Source organism: Arsenicicoccus cauae, from assembly GCF_009707125.1.
GTDB classification, from domain to species: domain Bacteria; phylum Actinomycetota; class Actinomycetes; order Actinomycetales; family Dermatophilaceae; genus Arsenicicoccus; species Arsenicicoccus cauae.
The window spans coordinates 270,925-289,301 of record NZ_WLVL01000037.1; the positions used below are offsets into that span (position 1 = coordinate 270,925).

Annotated in this window: 13 protein-coding genes; 5 read left to right on the forward strand and 8 right to left on the reverse strand. The window is 72.2% G+C overall.

The annotated features are described in order from the left end of the window. Positions 1-143 precede the first annotated feature (143 nt). A complete protein-coding gene (locus GGG17_RS09960; protein ID WP_154593534.1) occupies positions 144-2,762 on the forward strand; it encodes a S8 family serine peptidase in 2,619 nt (872 codons plus the stop codon). 34 nt (positions 2,763-2,796) lie between these two features. Here GGG17_RS09960 and GGG17_RS09965 read toward each other — a convergent pair whose 3' ends face one another. After that, entirely contained in the window at positions 2,797-3,708 is a 912-nt protein-coding gene (locus GGG17_RS09965; protein ID WP_311966582.1) for a DNA-3-methyladenine glycosylase family protein, read from the reverse strand. A gap of 20 nt (positions 3,709-3,728) precedes the next feature. Further along, positions 3,729-4,478, reverse strand: coding sequence for a hypothetical protein (locus GGG17_RS09970; RefSeq protein ID WP_154593535.1), 750 nt, complete (start codon positions 4,476-4,478; stop codon positions 3,729-3,731). Between the two features lie 79 nt (positions 4,479-4,557). Here GGG17_RS09970 and GGG17_RS09975 point away from each other — a divergent pair, with 79 nt between their 5' ends. The 3 genes from GGG17_RS09975 (at position 4,558) to GGG17_RS09985 (ending at position 8,872) form a co-directional block, all read left to right on the forward strand. After that, entirely contained in the window at positions 4,558-5,331 is a 774-nt protein-coding gene (locus GGG17_RS09975; RefSeq protein WP_154593536.1) for a TIGR03089 family protein, read from the forward strand. A gap of 341 nt (positions 5,332-5,672) precedes the next feature. Continuing rightward, a complete protein-coding gene (locus GGG17_RS09980) occupies positions 5,673-6,911 on the forward strand; it encodes a SpoIID/LytB domain-containing protein (protein ID WP_154593537.1) in 1,239 nt (412 codons plus the stop codon). A gap of 32 nt (positions 6,912-6,943) precedes the next feature. Next, a complete protein-coding gene (locus GGG17_RS09985) occupies positions 6,944-8,872 on the forward strand; it encodes an N-acetylmuramoyl-L-alanine amidase (protein ID WP_154593538.1) in 1,929 nt (642 codons plus the stop codon). 81 nt (positions 8,873-8,953) lie between these two features. On the opposite strand, the gene GGG17_RS09990 is transcribed toward GGG17_RS09985, so the two are convergent. From GGG17_RS09990 to glf, 5 genes are read right to left on the reverse strand one after another with little or no spacing between them, the layout of a single operon-like run. After that, positions 8,954-10,978: a DUF6541 family protein gene (locus tag GGG17_RS09990; protein WP_154593539.1), complete on the reverse strand. Its 2,025-nt coding sequence runs from the start codon at positions 10,976-10,978 to the stop codon at positions 8,954-8,956. Beyond that, positions 10,975-11,727 carry an ABC transporter ATP-binding protein gene (locus tag GGG17_RS09995; protein WP_311966583.1) on the reverse strand — a complete coding sequence of 251 codons (753 nt, stop codon included), beginning with the start codon at positions 11,725-11,727 and terminating at the stop codon, positions 10,975-10,977. The genes GGG17_RS09990 and GGG17_RS09995 overlap by 4 nt, the downstream gene beginning before the upstream one ends. A 2-nt stretch (positions 11,728-11,729) precedes the next feature. Beyond that, positions 11,730-12,620, reverse strand: a complete 891-nt coding sequence (locus tag GGG17_RS10000; RefSeq protein WP_288798615.1) for an ABC transporter permease — start codon at positions 12,618-12,620, stop codon at positions 11,730-11,732. Between the two features lie 16 nt (positions 12,621-12,636). Next, positions 12,637-14,610, reverse strand: a complete 1,974-nt coding sequence (locus tag GGG17_RS10005; protein WP_311966584.1) for a glycosyltransferase — start codon at positions 14,608-14,610, stop codon at positions 12,637-12,639. After that, positions 14,607-15,794: a UDP-galactopyranose mutase gene (glf, locus tag GGG17_RS10010; RefSeq protein ID WP_311966585.1), complete on the reverse strand. Its 1,188-nt coding sequence runs from the start codon at positions 15,792-15,794 to the stop codon at positions 14,607-14,609. Before glf ends, GGG17_RS10005 begins: the two co-directional genes overlap by 4 nt. Before the next feature lie 127 nt (positions 15,795-15,921). Between glf and GGG17_RS10015 the strand changes: the two genes are divergently transcribed. Beyond that, positions 15,922-17,334 (forward strand): lipopolysaccharide biosynthesis protein, encoded by a 1,413-nt coding sequence (locus GGG17_RS10015; RefSeq protein WP_154593540.1) that lies wholly within the window; start codon positions 15,922-15,924, stop codon positions 17,332-17,334. A 2-nt stretch (positions 17,335-17,336) separates the two neighbouring features. Here the strand turns inward: GGG17_RS10015 and GGG17_RS10020 are convergent, their stop codons facing one another. Beyond that, positions 17,337-18,374 carry a hypothetical protein gene (locus GGG17_RS10020; protein WP_154593541.1) on the reverse strand — a complete coding sequence of 346 codons (1,038 nt, stop codon included), beginning with the start codon at positions 18,372-18,374 and terminating at the stop codon, positions 17,337-17,339. Between the last annotated feature and the right edge of the window lie 3 nt (positions 18,375-18,377).

Genomic DNA, 18,377 nt, shown 5'->3' on the forward strand with positions numbered 1-18,377 from the left:
AGGCCCGGTCCTGCAGGACCGGGCCTTCGTCGTGCCCGGGGGCGACCCACTCGCACCGTGCCGCCATTCGATCACTGAGGGTGGTTTCAGACTACTCTGCGTGCTGATTCTCTGTAGCGTCCGGCCCTGCGAACGGAGCCCACATGCCAGTCCCCCTCCTGTCACGGTGGTCACGGATCGCCCTCGCCGGCGCCCTGACCCTGCTGCTCACCGCGCCCGCCGCGGCGGGGAGCAGCACGGCGGCGGGGATGACCCCGGCGGCCCCGAGCCGCACCCAGGCGCCGGCGTCCAGCGCGAGCACTGCACCTGGGTACTACATCGTGACGCTCAAGGCGCCCCCGGCCGCCGTGGCGCCGCGGACGAAGGCGCCCCAGGGTGGCCGCTTCCAGGCGACGAGCAGCGCGGTCCGCGACTACCGCACGATGCTGGAGCACAGCCACCGCGCCGTCGCCGCCCGGCGCGCCGTCCGGATCGAGCGCCAGTTCACCCTGGCGACCAACGGCTTCAGCGCCCGGCTCGACGCCGCGCAGGTCACCGCCCTGCACGCAGACCCCGAGGTCGCCGCCGTCGACCCCGTGCAGCGCCGGCGCCCGACCGTCTACCAGACCCCCGACGCCCTCGGCCTGACCGGCGCGTCCGGCGTCTGGGCCAAGGTCGGCGCTGCCCAGGTCCCCGCCACCACCAACACCCTGGCCGCCGATCTGGGCGTCGTGGTCGGCGTGCTCGACACGGGGGTGTGGCCGGAGAACGCCAGCTTCCGGGGCTCCGCCCTCGCGACGGCGGCCACGAGTGCGGTGGGGACGGCATACAGCCTCGACCGGGGCGCCACGACGACGATGGCCAAGGCCGACGGCGGCACCTTCCGCGGCAGCTGCTCGGGGCAGGCGGGCACGAACCCCGTCGAGGCCTGGCAGCCGACCCTGTGCAACCAGAAGCTCGTCTCCGCCCGGGCCGTGCCGACGCACGACCCGGGGTTCGTCAAGGTGGCACCCGGCGGAGCCAACCCCGACTACTGGTCACCGAGGGACAACGAGGGGCACGGCAGCCACACCGCCTCGACCGCAGCCGGCCTGTCGGTCGACATGGGCGGCACGTGGGGGCGCAGCGCGGGCATCGCCCCCGGGGCGGCCGTCGCCGCGTACAAGGTCTGCTGGGACTACCAGGGGGTCGACGCCGACGGCGACGGCGTGTGGGACAACTACTGCCTGGACGACGCGGCCGTCGGCGCCGTCGACCAGGCCGTGCTCGACGGCGTGGACGTGCTCAACTACTCGATCTCCGGGGCCTCCGACGCAGTGACCGATCCCGTGTCGCTGGCCTTCCAGCGTGCGGACGCCGCCGGCATCAGCGTCGTCGCTGCGGCCAGCAACGACGGCCCGGCGGCCGGGACGGTCGACCACGCCGCGCCGTGGGTGACCACGGTCGCGGCCGCGAGCCACACCTCTCCGACGGCGGTGCAGGACTTCTCCGGGCGTGGGCCCACCCCCGCCGCGGGGTCCGGGATCATCAAGCCGGACCTGGCCGCCCCCGGTCTCGGCATCGTGGCGGCATCCGTCCCCCGGAAGGCCGGCTGGTCGACCACGGCGCCCTCGGTGTACGAGTCGATGTCGGGCACGTCCATGGCGAGCCCGCACGTCGCCGGGCTGACGGCCCTGTTGCAGGCTCGCCATGCGCGCGAGGCGGCGTGGACGCCCAGCGCCATCCGGTCCGCGCTCATGATGACCAGCGCCGACACGACCACGAGCGACCCCTTCGTGCAGGGGGCGGGGTATGTCGCCCCGGCCGCCGCCCTCGACCCCGGGCTGCTGCTCGACGCGACGCCCGAGGACATGGCGAGGTTCGCGCAGGGCCAGGGCGTGGACAGCGGGCGCACCCCGCTCGACCCCACCGACCTCAACCTCGCCTCGCTCGCAGTGCCGCTGCAGGGCGGGGACGTCACGGTGACCCGGCGGTTCACCGCGACGCGGAGCGGCACCTGGACCGTCCGCGCCACCCTCCCCGGGTATGTCGTGACCGCCCCGGCCAGCATCACCGCCACCGCCGGGTCGCCCGCGACGCTCACGCTCGTCCTCCGTCCGTCCGCGTCCACCAACGGCGCCTGGGCCAAGGGACGAGTCACCCTGACGCCCACCGCGGGCGGCGCGACGCTGCACCTGCCGATCGTGTCCCGGGCAGGCTTCAGCCAGCCCGGCGAGCTGTCGGTCTCCGGACGGTCCGGCCGGCTGCCGATCCGCGTGGCCAACCCCGCGTCGCGACGGTTCACCCCCGTGACCGGGCTCGGGACCATCCGCCGCGACCCCGGGACGGTGAGCCAGGGCGCGGCCTGGACGACTCCCCCGATCAGCGTGCCCGCCGGCGCTGTCCTGCTGCGCGGCGACCTGGACGGCGCCACGGCGGCCGACGACCTGGACCTGGGTCTCGAGCGGCTGGTCGCCGGGCAGTGGAGCCACGTCGCGACCGCCGAGACCGAGTCGGCCGACGAGCGGCTCGACATCACCGCCCCGAGCGCCGGGACCTACCGGTTCGTCGTGACGGGATATGCCGTGACGACGGGGGTGGGCTCCTTCACCCTCGAGAGCTGTGCCGTCCAGGGTGGCCGGGACGCGTCGTTCACCGTCAACCCGCGGACCTCGCTGCTGACGGGCGGGGTCACGGCCACCCCCTGGCTGGTGTGGCAGGGCCTGGAGCCGGGTCGCGCCTACCTGGGGTACGCGCGGTACCCGACCTCGACGCGACCGACCGTGGTGCGCATCGCCACGTGACGGCCTCGGGGCGTGCGAGGTCTGGGGGCGGTGCCTACCTGCGGGAGGCGCGGGGCAGGTGGGTGCGCGGCGCCATGCGCGGCCCCCGGCGCGGGCGCACCCGCCCGCTCAGCTCGAGCAGCCGGGTGACCCGGAAACGGTGCCCACGATAGGGCTCGAGCAGCTCGGCCATCCCCTGGTCGTCGGTGTCGCGACCCGTCAACGCCCACCCGACGTTGCGGGCCACGTGGTAGTCACCGAAGCTCACCGCGTCCGCGTCCCCGAGCGCGCGCTGGCGCACCTCGGCCGCCGTCCACACCCCGATCCCCGGTATGGCGCGCAGCCGACGGTGGGCCTCGCGCGGGTCGAGCTCGACGCACTCCTCGAGGCGCGGCGCCACCGCGAGCGCCCGCTGGATCGTCGCCGAGCGGGCCCCGTCGACCCCGGCCTGCAGCCACGCCCAGGACGGCACCTGGCGCCAGACGGCCACGGGGGGTGCCACCACGAGGCCGAGCGCCTCGCCGGGACCGGGGGCGGGCTCGCCATACGTCCGCACGAGGCGGCGGTAGCCGCCGAAGGCCTCCTGACCGGTGACCTTCTGCTCGATGACGGCCGGGACGAGGGCCTCGACGACGAGGCCGGTGCGCGCCACCCGGAAGCCCGGGTGGTGACGGTGGGCATCCCGCACGACGTCGTGGACCGGCACCAGCCCGGTCGGGTCGTCGTGCTCTCCCACGAGGCCCGGCAGGTGATCCAGCGACCAGCCGCCTCCCGGCCCCCAGGCCTCCGCCACCACCTCGTCGGCTCGTCGCTCGACGTGGATCGTCACCGGGCCCTCGGGGGTGCGCATCGCCCGCCACCAGCCGCCGGTCGAGGTGGGCCAACCGGTCGGGTCGCCGCTGCCCCGCTGGAGCCTCGAGAGGGTCGACCGCAGGTCCAGCGGGCGGGTGAGCCGGATCCGGCGCACGGGACGGCTCCCGGCGTCTGTCACCGGCGCCGCAAGGTCAGCCGCGCCAGGGCGTAGGCGCTGCCGTCGGTGCGGTCCCGCTCGTCCTCGCGAGCGACCCGGACGGCGGCGGTCAGACGTCGTCCCACCTCGCCGTCGAGGTCGCCGACGAGGCGGAGCCCCCAGCCGTCGGCCCGAGCCTCCAGGGCCCGCAGGTCCGCCCGCCCCATGGCGCCCTCGGCGTCGGCGTCCCCGACGGGCACGGTCACCACGACGACCCCGCCCGGCCGCAGGACCACCCCGGCCAGCTCCAGCACGGCGTCCACGTCGGCCGCCACGGCACCGGCCGGGTGCAGCCGGGTCAGCAGGTCGACGCTGCCACGCTCGTGCGGGACCTCGCGCGCGACGGAGAAGCCCAGCGCGCGGCACCACCGGGACAGCGGGGACCAACGTCCCCCGAGGTCGACCACGTGGCTGCGGCGCGTCCCGTCGTCGACCAGACGCAGCAGGGCGGCCAGCGCCCCCAGGGCCGCCCACGCGTTGACCTCGTCGAGCACCATGGGGAGCCCCAGGTCGTCGGCCGCCTCGCGGTGCTCCTCGGCCTCGGCGTACGACGCGAGCACGTCCGTCGGCAGCACCCACTCGGGCAGGTCACCGGCCGCTCCGAGCCGCGCCCGCACGCCCCAGCGGGAGCTTGCGTGCAGCCGCCGAGCGGCGTCCGTGGCGATCGCCGCCCCAGCGGTGACGCCGGCCACCCGCCCCAGCGTCCTCGCCACCTGCCCCAGCGCCATCCGTGATCCTCCGTCATCCTCCGTCGTCCTCGAGATGTGGCTCCGTCAGCCTAGTAGGTCCCCTCGCTAGGCTGGGCCGATGCCGACCCTGCGCACACTCCTCCCCGCCCTGCAGGCCCGTGACGTGAGCCGCCCCGCGATCACGTGCTACGACCGCACCGGGGGCGCCTGCGACGGCGAGCGGATCGAGCTGAGCGCGCGGGTCCTGCTCACCTGGGCCAGCAAGGCCGGCAACGCCCTGCAGGACGAGTGGGCCCTCGAGCCGGGCAGCACCGTGGGTCTGGCGCTGCCCGCCCACTGGCGCGCGGGCTACTGGGCGCTGGCGACATGGTGGACGGGGGCGACGCTGGTCACCGGGTCCGAGGCGCTCGACGCTGACCTCGTCGTGACCGACGACCCGGCGCTGGCGGCCGACGCCCCCGGCGACGCGGCGTTGGTCACGCTCGCCGGCCTGGCCCGCGCCCACCCCGGTCCCGTGCCCGCCGGCGTGCTGGACGAGGCACGCGAGCTCGCGACCTACGGCGACCGTTTCGATCCCCTCGACTCTCCCGGCCAGGGTGCCGTGGCCTGGCGGCGGGGGGACGGGACCCGCCGGTATGACGATCCTCTGACCGGCGACGACCGCCGCACGTGCCTGGTGGTGGGAGGCACCGGCGGGCGGCATACGGCCCAGGACCTGGAGGACGCCCTGGACCGGATGGTCCGCGCGTGGTGCGGCGACGGCAGCCTCGTGCTGGTCCGCACCACGGCCGCGGGGACGGGGCACGCCACCGGCGCCGCCCGCCTACCGGCGGCGCTCGACGGCATCCTCGCCGCGGAGCGGGCGGAGCTGGTGCGGGGGCGGGACGCCTGACGGGCTTCGTGAGGTAGTCACTCGCCCGTCGACGGGCTAGTCACCCCCGATCATGCTGCGTTTGCCCGATCGGGTCAGCCTGGGCCCCGAGGGAAGGCCGAACACGCCTCAACTGTCACAAGTGCCCCATCAACCTCACAAGACACACGCGTGTAATTAGTCCAAAAAGGGCTACATCGGCGTCAAAGGTTCCGGGATCGCGTGTGCCTGTGATGACATACGCTCAGTAACGAGACGATTACTTTTAGTAATTGGATCGTTCCGGGGCGAACTAGCCATCCAGCTCGGCACCGGCCGAGGAGAGTTCTAGGACCAGCCCCCGTCCAGGACCTGGGAGACCCATGCGCATCACACCAGCGTCACGACGCGCCGCCGTCGTCGCCACCATGTCGGCCGTCGTCGTCGCCGGCTCCGGAGCGCCCGCGTCCGCGGCCGAGACCTACAGCCGACCCGCCGACGGCACGCTCGAGATCACCGGGCGCGGCTTCGGCCACGGCCGCGGCATGTCCCAGTACGGCGCCATGAACGCCGCCAGGCAGGGCCGCACGTGGCAGCAGATCATCGGCCACTACTACCCGGGCGCGACGCAGACGCGCCTGTCCGATCCCACCATCCGCGTCGGCGTGGCCGGCCGGCTCGGCAACGCCGTCCGCGTGGCGGCCGAGCCGGGGCTCGTCGCCGACGACGGCAAGGGCCAGGCCGTGCGCCTGTCCACGGTCGACGGCGCCACCCCGGTCACCTCCTGGCAGGTGGGGCTGCCGACGTCCGGTGGCACCAGCACCACCGCCACGCTCTGGTTCACCACCGCCACCGGGCAGCGCAAGGCCCTGCGCTCGACGTCCTCCGGTCGGTGGACCATCCGCGCGACCGACGGGACCGTCACCGCGCTCGGGTCCACGCTCAAGCCCGTCGCCACCTACCTCGGCTCCCTCACGGGGATCCGCTCGGGCACCGGCGTCTCCCCCGTCGTCACCACGACGATGGAGAGCTACGTCCGCCAGGTCGTGCCGTTCGAGAGCCCCGGCAGCTGGCCCGTCCAGGCCCTCGCCGCGCAGTCGGTCGCGGCCCGCTCCTACGCCGCGAGCTGGCTGCGCGCGCCGCGCACCTCGACCTACGACATCTGCGACACCACCGCGTGCCAGGTCTTCGGCGGGATCACCGCAGAGACGGCGAGCTCCCGCGCCGCCGTGGCCGCCAGCAGCGGCACCATCCTCACCCGGTCGGGCATCCCCGCCCACACCGAGTTCGGCTCCTCCAACGGTGGTCAGACCGTCTACGGCAACGTGTCCTACCTGCCCGCCCAGGCGGACCCCTACGAGACGGGCCTCGCCCCGTCCGTCAACACCTGGACCATCTCGGTCCCCGTCAGCACCCTCGAGCGGGCCTACCCCGCCATCGGGTCCTTCCAGCGCCTGACCGTGCTCGCGCGCGACGGCAAGGGCCTGTGGGGAGGCCGTGTCCTCACGCTCCGGCTGCAGGGCTCCCGCGGATACGTCGACATCACCGGCGACCGCCTGCGCAGCGTCGTCGGCGGCTCCGCCCTGCGCTCCACGTACTTCAAGCCCGTCAGCTCCCTGTGACCCGTTCGTCTCGACCCACTGGAGACCCCCTCGTGAAGACCTCTCGCACCACCCTCGTCAAGGGCACCACGCTGCTCTCCGCCACCCTCGGCCTGAGCTTCGGCTTCGTGGCCCTGCCGTCCGTGGCCGTGCAGGGTCCCGCCCCCACCGCCGCGCCCGCCAAGAACGGACCGATCACCCCCGACGTCACCAAGCACGCGCTCGGCGACAAGGTCCGCACCACCGTCCAGCAGGCCGGGCCGCAGACCAAGGTCGTGCAGGACGCCTCCGTCCCCAAGGACGGCGCGGGCAAGCCCGTGACCACCCCCGGCAAGGCAGCCGTGGACCCCGCCCTCGAGGCCGGCGCCGCGACCGACGCCGTCGTCGACCTCCCCGCCACCGGCAACCTCGTCGGCGTCACCTGGCCGGGCACGACCGCGATGGCCGCCAAGGCCACCGTCGCGGTCCGCGCCCAGACCGCCGCCGGCTGGCAGGACTGGCAGGAGCTGTCCGTCGACGCCGTCAAGGAGCAGCAGTCGGGCAAGGTCACCAAGTACGGCACCGAGCCCATCTGGGTCGACGGCGCCACCCGCGTCCAGGTCCGCGTCGCCGCCTCGGCCAAGGACCTGCTGAGGACCGCGTCGCTCGCGGCGGTCAGGTCCGAGGAGACGGCGGCCGACGCGCAGCTCACCCCCACAAACGTGCCCGGTGCCGCGAACGCGGCATACGTCCCGTCCGTGATCACCCGTGCAGGGTGGGGAGCCGACGAGTCCCTGCGCAAAGGCTGCGTGCCCTCGACCCGCGAGACGTCCAAGGTCGTGGTGGTCCACCACACCGCGGGCCAGAACGCCTACACCAAGGCGCAGTCGGCCTCGATCATCCGCGGCATCTACGCGTACGACACGGGGGGCCTCGGTTGGTGCGACGTCGCCTACAACATGATCGTCGACAAGTACGGCCAGAGGTTCGAGGGCCGCTACGGCGGCCTCAACCGCCCGGTCAAGGGCGCGCACGCCGACTCGTTCAACAACTACACGTTCGGCATCTCGATCCTCGGCAACTACGACACCACGCCCGTCCCCGATGCGGGCATGTGGGCCCTCAAGCAGGGCATCGCCATGCGCATCTCGCAGTTCTACATCAACCCCTACGGCAACACGACGCTGTACTCGGAGTACAACGGCACCACGTCGAAGTACCCCAAGGGCAGCGCGTACTACGCCAAGAACATCGCCGCGCACCGCGAGTCCAGCAACACCGCCTGCCCCGGTCGCTACCTCTATCCGCGCATGGGCGAGCTGCGCGACGGCGCCGCCGCCCTCGCCGGCTGGAACGGCGCGGGCTTCAACAGCCCGATCTACAAGCGGTACGCCGCGCTGGGGGGCATGAGCTCGCTGGGACGCGTGGCCGTCGGCGAGAGCACCGTCTCCAACGGCCTGCTCAAGACCATCTTCACCGGCGGCCGACGGATCTACTCCGGGCCCGGCGGGACCCGTGTCCTGGGTCAGGACCTCGAGAACGTCTGGGGCCGCTACGGCGGCATCTACCAGGGCTACCCGGCCAGCGACGAGTTGCCCGCCGCCGACGGGGCCTACATGACCACCACCCAGGGCCGAGTCGTCTCGTGGGGCATCCGCGGTCAGGGAGGCATCATCTCGGGCAGCTACCTGCAGGTGTGGCTCAAGGGCGGCGGCTCGCGCAACACGACCCTGGGCGCCGCCGCCGGCCCGGTCGGAGCGGTGCGCGGTGGGACCGCCCAGCCGTTCACGCGCGGCTCGATCTACACGATCCCCGGCACCGCGGGCTACCCGGTGGCAGGGGGCATCCGGTCCGCCTACAACTCCGTGGGCTCGAGCAACTCCAGCCTGGGCCTGCCCACGTCCGGCGAGAAGCGCCTGGCGCGCGGCGCCGTGCGCCAGAACTTCCAGGGCGGGTACATCACCTGGGCGAGCGGCCAGGGCACGCGGGTCCACGTGTACTGACCGACGGGACCCGGACGCCTGGACCGGCGACGCGGTGGGGGCGAGACGGCCGTCTCGCCCCCACGCGCACCCGGCCGACGGCTAGCCTCGGCCGCAGCCCGTCACCCGATAGATCGTCACCGAGCCCTCGTGGGCGATCGGCGTCAGGCCGCGTACCTTCTGCAGGTCGACCAGACCGGGGTAGGTGCGCGTGCGGCGGTCCCAGGGCTGGAAGTAGTCGGTGTCCTCCGTCGCGTAGCCCACGTGGAGCCGGCGAACGGCCGCGCAGACGGCGGGGTCCGAGTCCAGCTGGTTGAACCGCTCCTTGAGCAGGGCCCGGTCGGCGTCCGGCGTCGTGACGAGGTGCCCGAAGACCGGCTCGCGCCCGCTGGCCGCGCCGGCGAGGGAGGACCCGTTCCACGGGTTGCCCACCACCGTGGCGGTGTCCTGCGGCCCGGTGGGTGCGAGCTTCTCGGCATACAGACGCTGCTCCTGCGGGTCCAGCAGGACCTCGTCGGCGCTCGCCGGCCGGTAGGACTTGGTCACCGTGATGTACGGACCGAACGGCGACAGGTCGCCAGGGGTCAGAGCCACCAGCGCCACGACGACGAGCCCCAGGGCGACCCATCGCGTGAGCGGCAGGGGCAGGGGACGTCGCCGGGAGAGGTGACGCGCCGCAACCAGCACGCGGTCGAACGCCTCGCCGAGCGCCAGGGCCGCGAGGGGCACGGCAGTGATGGCGAGCATGGCCGCCAGCCGGAACCGGTCGTTGTACCAGAACATCGTCAGGTCGCTCGAGAGCTGGTCGTCGCTGCCGGCCGCCTGCACATAGAGGTAGACCAGCGTCGCGTGGGTGAGGACCAGCCAGCGTCCCCGGTGCCGGTGCAGGCTGAGACCGGCCCCCACGACGACGAGGCCCGCGACCAGCCACGCTGCCGGGGAGTACTCCGTGCTGAGGGCGATCGCCTCGCCGAACGCCTGCTCGAGGGTGCGGGTCGCAGGCCAGTCGAAGGACCGGACCGGCTTGAACAGCGGGTCGTCCAGGATCCCCGGCCAGTACCACTTCACGGCGCCGGCCACGAGGGCGACGAGCGCCAGGGAACCCCAGCGACGCACGCCACCTCGCGGCCAGGACCGCAGGACGAGCTTGGTCAGCGCGGCCGCTCCCATCGGCACCGCCAGGGCCACGACGGAGAAGACCGTGCCGGGGTGGGCATAGGCCAGACCGATCGCCGACACCAGGCCGAGAGCCGTGGCCCTCCCCCGTCCGAGGCCCGGCACCCGCACGAGCCCCAGGACGACAGCGACGAGGACGACGACGGCGGGCACCGCCGCCAGGCCGAGGCTGTTGGGCCACAGCACGCCGAAGGACAGCAGCAGATAGGGGAAGACCGCGAGGGTGGCCGCCGCCATACCGGCTGGAAGCAGCACCTGGACCCGAGAACCGTGCACCGCGCCGGTCAGGAGCAGCACGCTCACCGGCCAGGCCACCGCGGCGATCACCACGGCCAGGACGTTGGCCGCGGCGAAGGGGGTGGCTCCGGTCACCAGGACCAGGAGCGAACCCATCGCGTGGAACAGCGGCGGGTAGAACGGGACGGGGGTCGTGCTGACCGCGGTGGCGGACACCGTCGCGGGTGATGCGTCGCGATGCGCGACCACCCGCTCGATGGCGTTCAGGTGAAAGACTGCGTCGAGGTTCTGCGGCATCGAGGACACGTCCCCGATCGCGTGGACGGTGATCGCCGCCATCCAGCCGCTCGTCGCCAGGACCGCCAGGGCGTAGGCGCCGGAGGGCAACAATGCCCTCCACGACCGGCTGCGCGCCACCCTCACGGCGCCGCCTGCGGGGCCGCGCATGCGGCCCCAGGCCCAAGAGCCGAGCCCGACCGCGGCGGTCACCGCGCACAGGACCAGGCTGCCGACCGCGACCGGGGCGAGCCCCCACGCCAGTCCCAGCCTCGGGCCCAGGAGGACGCCGAGGGCGATGCCGGTGAGGGACAGCAGCGGAGCCAGACCCCACAGGGCGTCCCGTCGCAGACCGGCGACGGCTCCCGCCGCAAGCCCCGGGACCATGACGAGCAGCCCGGCCAGGACGAGCGACGGCAGGAACGACACCCAGGTCATGGCCGGCCGCCGCGCAGGTGCTCGACCGCGGACCCGATGGGACCGTCGTGCACGAGCTGCCCGCGCTCGAGCACCACGCCCCGGTCGCACACCCGCTGGACCATGTCGAGGTCGTGGGTGACGACGACCAGGGTCTGCCCCTGGGCCTTGAGCTCGGCGACGCGGTCCAGGCACTTGCGCTGGAAGGGCTCGTCGCCCACCGCGAGGATCTCGTCGATGAGGAAGATGTCCGGCTCCGAGTGAGCGGCGACCGCGAAGGCCAGGCGCAAGAACATGCCGGAGGAGTAGAACTTCACCTCGGTGTCGATGAACTTCTCGATCTCGCTGAACGCCACGATGGCGTCGAACTTGGCGTCGATCTCCGCCTCGGACATGCCGAGGATCGAGCCGTTGAGATAGACGTTCTCCCGGCCGGTGAGGTCAGGGTGGAAGCCCGCGCCCACCTCGATCAGCCCGGCGATCCGACCCCGGATCCCGACGGTGCCCCGGTCGGGCAGCATGACGCCCGACAGCAGCTTGAGCAGCGTGGACTTGCCGGAACCGTTGAAGCCCAGGAGCCCGACGGACTCGCCGCGCTCGATCTGGAGGCTGATGTCCTCGAGGGCCAGGAAGGTCTCGGAAAGCTCCCCCTTGCGTCCGCGCACGGTCCACATGGCCCACTCCTTGAGCGAGTGGGAGTGCCGCAGCGTGAAGCGCTTGTCGACGTGGTCGACGCGGACCACGGTGAGGTCGGCAGGCGTGTCGGTCACGGTCACAGCTCCTGGGCGAACCGGCCCTCGAGCCGGCGGAAGACGAGCTGACCGAGCAGCAGGACGAGGGACGACACCGCCAGGCCGAGCGCGCTCCACCACACCCAGTGGGGAGGCATCAGCACCGCGGCATCCTGCCCGGCGGGCACGACGCCGGACGTGGGGATCCAGAAGGCGTAGTGCGCCAGCTCGACGGCAGCGGTGAGGGGATTGGCCTGGTAGATCGTCCAGGCCCACCCCGGCACCTCGTCGTGCACCTTCTGCCAGGTGTAGAGCACCGGCGACAGCCAGGTCGCCACCATGACGATCAGGTCGACGAAGTTCTCGGCGTCGCGGAACAGGACGTTCATCGACCCGAAGAGCAGCCCCATCCCGAGCGCGAGGACACCGACGATGGTCACGCACCCGAGGCCGGCCAGCAGGTTGAGCGGGCCGGGCCGCCACCCCGCGATCAGGGCCCCGACCAGCAGTACCAGCAGCTGCGGGACGAAGTGCACGAAGGCCACCCAGACGCTCGCCACCGGGAAAAGCTCACGGGGCAGGTAGATCTTCTTGACGAGGTCGGCGTTCCACACGATGGACTTCGTGGTGTTGCCGAAGACCTCGTTGAAGAAGTTGATCATGACGATGCCGCCGAACATATAGATCACGTAGTTCGGTATCGACTCCTCGAGCCGGAGGAACTTGCCGAGGGCGAGGTAGAACACCACGATCTGGACCGCCGGCTTGACATAGCTCCACAGCAGCCCGAGGGCGGAGCCGCGGTAGCGCACGCGCAGCTCCTTGCGGACTAGGAGCCGGAGCAGGAACCGCCACTTCGGGATCTCCAGGAGCCCAGCGCTGTGGCCGGGCTCCCGGAAGGGTTGTGCGGTGATCGACGAGGGGTTGTCCACGGAGCGCTGCTCGTCCTCACTGCTCGGTGCCGCGGTCCCGCGGCTCGATGCCGAAGGTCCGCTCCCACGCCTCGAAGGACGTGATGCGGGGCAGAGCCTCCTGGTAGGCCTGACGGAGCCTGGGGAACTCGGCGAGGATCCTGGCGTGGTTGGTCGCCGACTCACGCAGCATGGACCGCATGAGCTCCGGCTTGCGGCGGTACCACGCGATGCCGGTGCCCTCGGCGTTCGTCACCAGCGCGCTGTCGTACTGGGCGACGTTCCACCACTTGTTGTCCTTGTGGGCGATCAGGGTCTGCGGGTTGTGCTCGGCGCCCTCACGCAGCGGGAGGAACTGCCGGGCCACGGCCTTGCCCCCTTCGAGGACCATCCGGCTCATCGACGGGGTCCCCCACCTGCGTGGACGACGCGGCTTGGGCGCATGCACCTGCGGGAACTCGTCCACCTCGGGCCGCAGCGTGCTGTCGTCGTGGTTCGCCATACGGGCCCGGAGCTCCGGGAGGCGCTGAGGGAGGATCTCGTGGAGACGGTCCGGACCGGCCAGCAGGTCTCGTTGCGCCTGCAGACGCCCCTCGACCGTGTAGTACTGCATGGAGACCAGGTGCTTGACGTCGTCCATCTCTGCCCGGCGGACCAGCTCGCCACCGTAGGGGTACGGGCTGTGGAGCAGGCCGGAGATGAGCCGGTTGCGGGTGTGGAAGTAGGCCTGCCACCCCACCAGGTCGTCCTTGTCGATCCAGGAGACGTGCCAGCAGGCCGCCCCCGGCAGCGAGACCGTGTGGTAGCCCGCCGCCTTCGCGCGCAGGCCGTACTCGGCGTCGTCCCACTTGATGAAGACGGGCAGGGACAGCCCGATCTCACGGATGACCTGGGTGGGGATGAGGCACATCCACCAGCCGTTGTAGTCGACGTCGACGCGCTGGTGCATCCAGGCCGTCTTGCGCAGCGGGGTCCGCGCGAAGTCGTGACCAAGGTACTGGTCGGGCCCCGGCAGCGCGGGCTGCCAGCGGTAGGGATCGACGATCTCGCCGAAGGTGTGCAGGACCGACTTGTTGAGCAGGTCGAACATGTGGCCGCCCACCAGGGTGGGCCTGCGGCACAGGTCGGCGAAGGTCGTGATGCGGATGATGGACTCGGGCTCGAGCTGGATGTCGTCGTCGAGCATGACGACGTAGTCGCTCCTGCCTCCCACGGCCGCCTCGTACTGGTTGCGGGCGAACCCACCCGAGCCACCGAGGTTGTCCTGCCGGATGACGCGCAGCTGCTCCCCCATCCGCTCTGCGAGCGCGGGGAACTCGGGCTCGTCCTCGACCAGCTTGGTGCCCTGGTCGACGATGATCATCTCGTCGAGGACGGCGCGCAGGTCCTCGTCGTCGGCGACCACGCCGAGGTTGCGGACGCAGTAGTCGGCCCGGTTGAAGGTCGTGACACCCAGGCTGACCGTCCCGTAGGGGCGGTCGCTCTCGGCGACGGACCAGTCGGCGCCCTCGAGGACCATGCCGTCGGTCCCCGCCACGAGGTCGAACCAGTACCAGCCGCCGTCGCCGAAGGTCGTGAACGGCAGGTCGAACGTGGACGTGGTCTCGCCGTCCACACGCACGGAGTCCACACGCTGCTGGTTGCCGCGCGCGTTGGAGCGGTAGACGATCACCGCGCCCTCGCCTCGCGTGCGGACCGTCAGGCGGGTCTCGGTCGCCACCGTCCACCGTCGCCAGTAGGACGCCGGGAAGGCGTTGAAGTAGGACCCCATGGACAGTCGTCGACCCGGGCGGACGCGCACGCTGTGCCGTCCCAGGACGTCGTCGGGGTGGACCTCCTCCTGGCTGGCACCTTTCGGCAGGTCGATGTACAGGTTGAGGGTGTCCAGGTCGCCGTCGTACGGGAAGATGACCCGCATCGCCGTGCGTCGACCCTCGCCAGCGAGATCGTCGACGGGGCGACGTCCACGAATCGGACGTCGGGTCGTCATGGTGGTCCCAGCCTCGCTCACGCGTCCACTCCTCCACTGACCAGCGCCTCGCCGCGCTCGAAGTGCGGGGCGAGCTTGTTGTCGACCATGCTGAGCGCGGCGCCGATGGCCATGTGCATGTCGAAGTACTTGTAGGTGCCGAGGCGGCCCCCGAACAGGACCCCCTGCTCCGCACGCCCCAGGTCGCGGTAGGCCAGCAGCTGCTGGCGGTCCTCGGGGGTGTTGACCGGGTAGTACGGCTCGTCGCTGTCACCGGCGAAGCGGGAGTACTCGCGGTGGATGATCGTCTTGTCCTTGGCCATGTCCCGCTCGGGGTGGAAGTGGCGGAACTCCAGGATGCGTGTGAACGGCACGTCTGCGTCCGGGTAGTTCATCACCGGGCACCCCTGGAAGTCACCGACGTCCAGGCGCTCCTCCTCCAGGTCGATGGTCCGCCAGCCGAGGCGGCCCGCCTGGTAGTCGAAGTAACGGTCGACGGGGCCGGTGTAGACGACGGGGACGTTGCCGACGACGTTGCCCTTGGACAGGTCCTGGCTCTCGTCGAAGAAGTCCGTCTCGAGGCGCACCTCGATGCCCGGGTGGTCGGCCATGGTCTGCAGCCAGTGGGTGTAGCCACGGGTGGGCAGACCCTCGTAGGTGTCGTTGAAGTAGCGGTTGTCGTAGGTGAAGCGCACGGGGAGGCGGCTGATGATGTCGGCCGACAGCTTCTCCGGGTCCGTCTGCCACTGCTTTGCGGTGTAGTGGGCGATGAACGCCTCGTAGAGCGGTCGGCCGATCAGCGAGACGCCCTTCTCGACGAAGTTCTCGGGCTCCTTGTCGCCCAGCTCGGCAGACTGCTCACGGATCAGGGCCCGTGCCTCGTCTGGGGAGTAAGCGGCGCGGAAGAACTGGTTGATCGTGCCGAGGTTGATCGGCATGGGGTAGACCTCGCCGCCGTGGCTGGTGTAGACGCGGTGCTGGTAGCCCGTGAAGGACGTGAACCGGTTGACGTAGTCCCACACCCGCTCGTTGGACGTGTGGAACAGGTGCGCGCCGTACTTGTGCACCTCGATCCCCGTCTCGGGGTCGATCTCGCTGTAGGCGTTGCCCCCCACGTGGCGGCGACGGTCCAGGACCAGGACCTTGCGGCCGAAGCGCTCCGCCACCTGCTGGGCGACGGTCAGCCCGAAGAGGCCGGCGCCGACGACGACGAGATCTGGGTTCACGCGATACTCCCAAGAGGTGTGCGGCGAGGTGTCGCTTCACCCTACTTCACCCCCTGTAGTCGGCTCGGTGGCTGCCGGTCGCGTGTCCGAGGTGAGGCCGAGGCGTGGGTCGTGGTTGCCTTGCGCCATGAGCTCGACGGCCGCGAACGGCAGCAGCAGGGCGGTCCTCGGACGCGGCATGGTCTACACCATCGGCACCGCGGCACCGATCCTGGCGAACGCCCTCGTGACGCCGGCGGTGACCCGCGCGGTGGGGAGCGTGGAGTTCGGCCGGGTCTCGCTCCTCATCCAGCTCATCCAGGTCACCATGCTGGTCTGCAGCCTCGGGCTGGCCGCAGCCATCACGCGGCACGGTCTGATCGAGGCGTCCGGGGTGCCTGGGGCCTCGGCCCTCACCGTGCGGGCCTCGGCCATCGCGGCAGGCCTGTGCGTGCTCGCCGCGGTCGCGGCGCCCGCGCTGGACCTCGTCGTGCGCGTCCACGACCCCTGGCTGGTGGCGCTGGGCTGCGTCGCGGCGGCGGGATTCGCCGGTATGGCGAACGCCCAGGCCTTCCTGCGCGTCGTCGACCGGCCGCTGCCCTTCGTCGCGCTGGCGCTCGTGGCCACGCTGGGGGGCCCGGTCATCGGTCTGGGCCTGGTGCTGCTCCATCGCGCGACCGCCGTCGACTACGTCGCGGGCCTGGCCGCAGGCTATCTCCTGGCAGGGGTGCTGGGCCTGGCCCTCACCGTCCGGGGCGCCCGCCCACGGCCCCAGCGGGGAGACCTGACCCGTGCCCTGCGCATCGGCGTCCCCACCGTCCCGCACGCGGTCGGGCTGTACCTCTCGACGGCCGTGCTCGTGTTCGTCGTCAACCATGCCTTCGGGACGACCGACGCCGGTCGCATGCAGCTGGCGATCCTCCTCGGATCGGCCCCCAGCGTCCTGACCACGGCGCTCAACAACGCGTGGGCGCCGCTCGTCTACGCCGCGCCCAGGGGTGAGCGCGCCCCCTTGATCGAGGGAACCGGGCGCGACATCGCCCTGATCACGGCGGCGGCCTCCGGCTTCGTGTCGGCAGTGGCACCGCTCGTGCTGGTGGTGCTCGCCGATGCGCGCTTCGACCCGGCCTCCATGACGCCGGCGGTGGCCTGGATGGCGCTCGGGGGACTTCTCTCCGTGGTCTATCTCGGCAGCGTGCACCTCGTCTTCGCGGAGGGTCGCAGCACGGGTCTCGCTGTCGTGACGCCGCTCAGCGTGATCCTCGGCACCCTGGCCGCGGTGGCCCTGAGCCGGACCGGCGACGTCCCCGTCACCGCGGCCGGGATGACCGTGACCTACGCCGCGCTCGCCTTCGGCGCCTGGCTGCTCTCCCGCCACGTGTCTTCGGAGCGCTGGCGGCCCGCGACCATGGCGCCCGCCGTCGCCACCGGGACCGTGCTGTGCGTGGCCGGCGCCCTGGCACCGATCGAGGGGGCCGCCGCGTGGTACGTCCGAGCGCCCCTGGCGCTGCTGTGCGTGGCGCTGGCCGGCGCGAGGTTCGTCCGCGTCATGCGCGGCTGAGCTCAGGGCAGGACCGGGGCGTCGCCCACGTGCAGCGGCTCCGGCAAAGGGTCCACCTGGGGCAGGCGCCTCGGGAGCCCCCGGGGCAGGTGGGACAGGGGGTGCCTCAGCCACAGCATCGGGTCCGGTCGTCCCTTGGCCGCCACGAACCCCTCGTCACGCCTGCCCACGCCCACGACGTTGAGGGCCTTCTGCAGCGGCGCGCGGAGCCAGTAGTCGAAGGCCGGGCCCGGGCTCACCGGGCGCGCCCAGCCGAAGGCCTCGCGCAGCTCACGCGCCGGCAGCACGTGCTGGAAGCCCAGCTCGTCCCGGGCGATCGCCTGGACGGTGGCGCCGTCGGTGCGCGAGCCGTGGAGCTCGGGCCACAGCTCCTCGATCCGGCGGATCGCGGCGTCGCTCTCGAACGCGAACGACAGGGGGTCACCGTGCACCGCGACCTCGCGACCGATGGACGCGGCATACAGGATCGAGGTCATGAGCCGGTTGGACACGACACGGCGGTGACGCAGGATCATCGCCAGGATCCTGGGCAGGAAGTCGACGTCGCCACGCGCGCCCGCGGACACGAGGGTGTGACCGGCCGAGGTCCAGGCCTCGATCACCTCGGGCCGGCCGAGGTCCTCGACGTGCACCGAGATCGTGCACGGCCCCTCGGTCTCGGCGTAGTAGCGCGCCAGGGCGGCCTGGTCACCGACCACGGCGTCGATGTGCGAGCCGTGCAGCGGAAAGATCAGCGTGCCCTCCCCCGGCGGGGTGAGGTCCAGGGCGGCGTCGGCCACGAGGTAGGCCCATGGCGCGCCGACCGCCCGCGTCCGGCGCGACTCCTCCGCGGGGTCCCAGCCCCGGGCGTGGTGGGTCCAGACGAACAGCTCACGACGTCCCGACGCCTCGACGTCGGGGAAGTCCGCGAAGTGGGTGGCCATGGGTGACTCCACTGTCCAGCCGTGCTGCAGCAGACCGCGCACGTGCCGGGGCCGGGACAGGCCGGCGTGGCGGGCCATGACGGAGGCGTGGCCGTAGTGGTGGTTCTGGATGTCCACGAG

What these genes read in the sequence shown, in the direction of transcription:
- GGG17_RS09990 (WP_154593539.1), bottom strand. Translation starts at nt 10,978, where the DNA reads ATGACCTGGGTGTCGTTCCTGCCGTCGCTCGTCCTGGCCGGGCTGCTC.
- GGG17_RS09975 (WP_154593536.1), top strand. Translation starts at nt 4,558, where the DNA reads ATGCCGACCCTGCGCACACTCCTCCCCGCCCTGCAGGCCCGTGACGTG.
- GGG17_RS09970 (WP_154593535.1), bottom strand. Translation starts at nt 4,478, where the DNA reads ATGGCGCTGGGGCAGGTGGCGAGGACGCTGGGGCGGGTGGCCGGCGTC.
- GGG17_RS09980 (WP_154593537.1), top strand. Translation starts at nt 5,673, where the DNA reads ATGCGCATCACACCAGCGTCACGACGCGCCGCCGTCGTCGCCACCATG.
- GGG17_RS10015 (WP_154593540.1), top strand. Translation starts at nt 15,922, where the DNA reads ATGAGCTCGACGGCCGCGAACGGCAGCAGCAGGGCGGTCCTCGGACGC.
- GGG17_RS09960 (WP_154593534.1), top strand. Translation starts at nt 144, where the DNA reads ATGCCAGTCCCCCTCCTGTCACGGTGGTCACGGATCGCCCTCGCCGGC.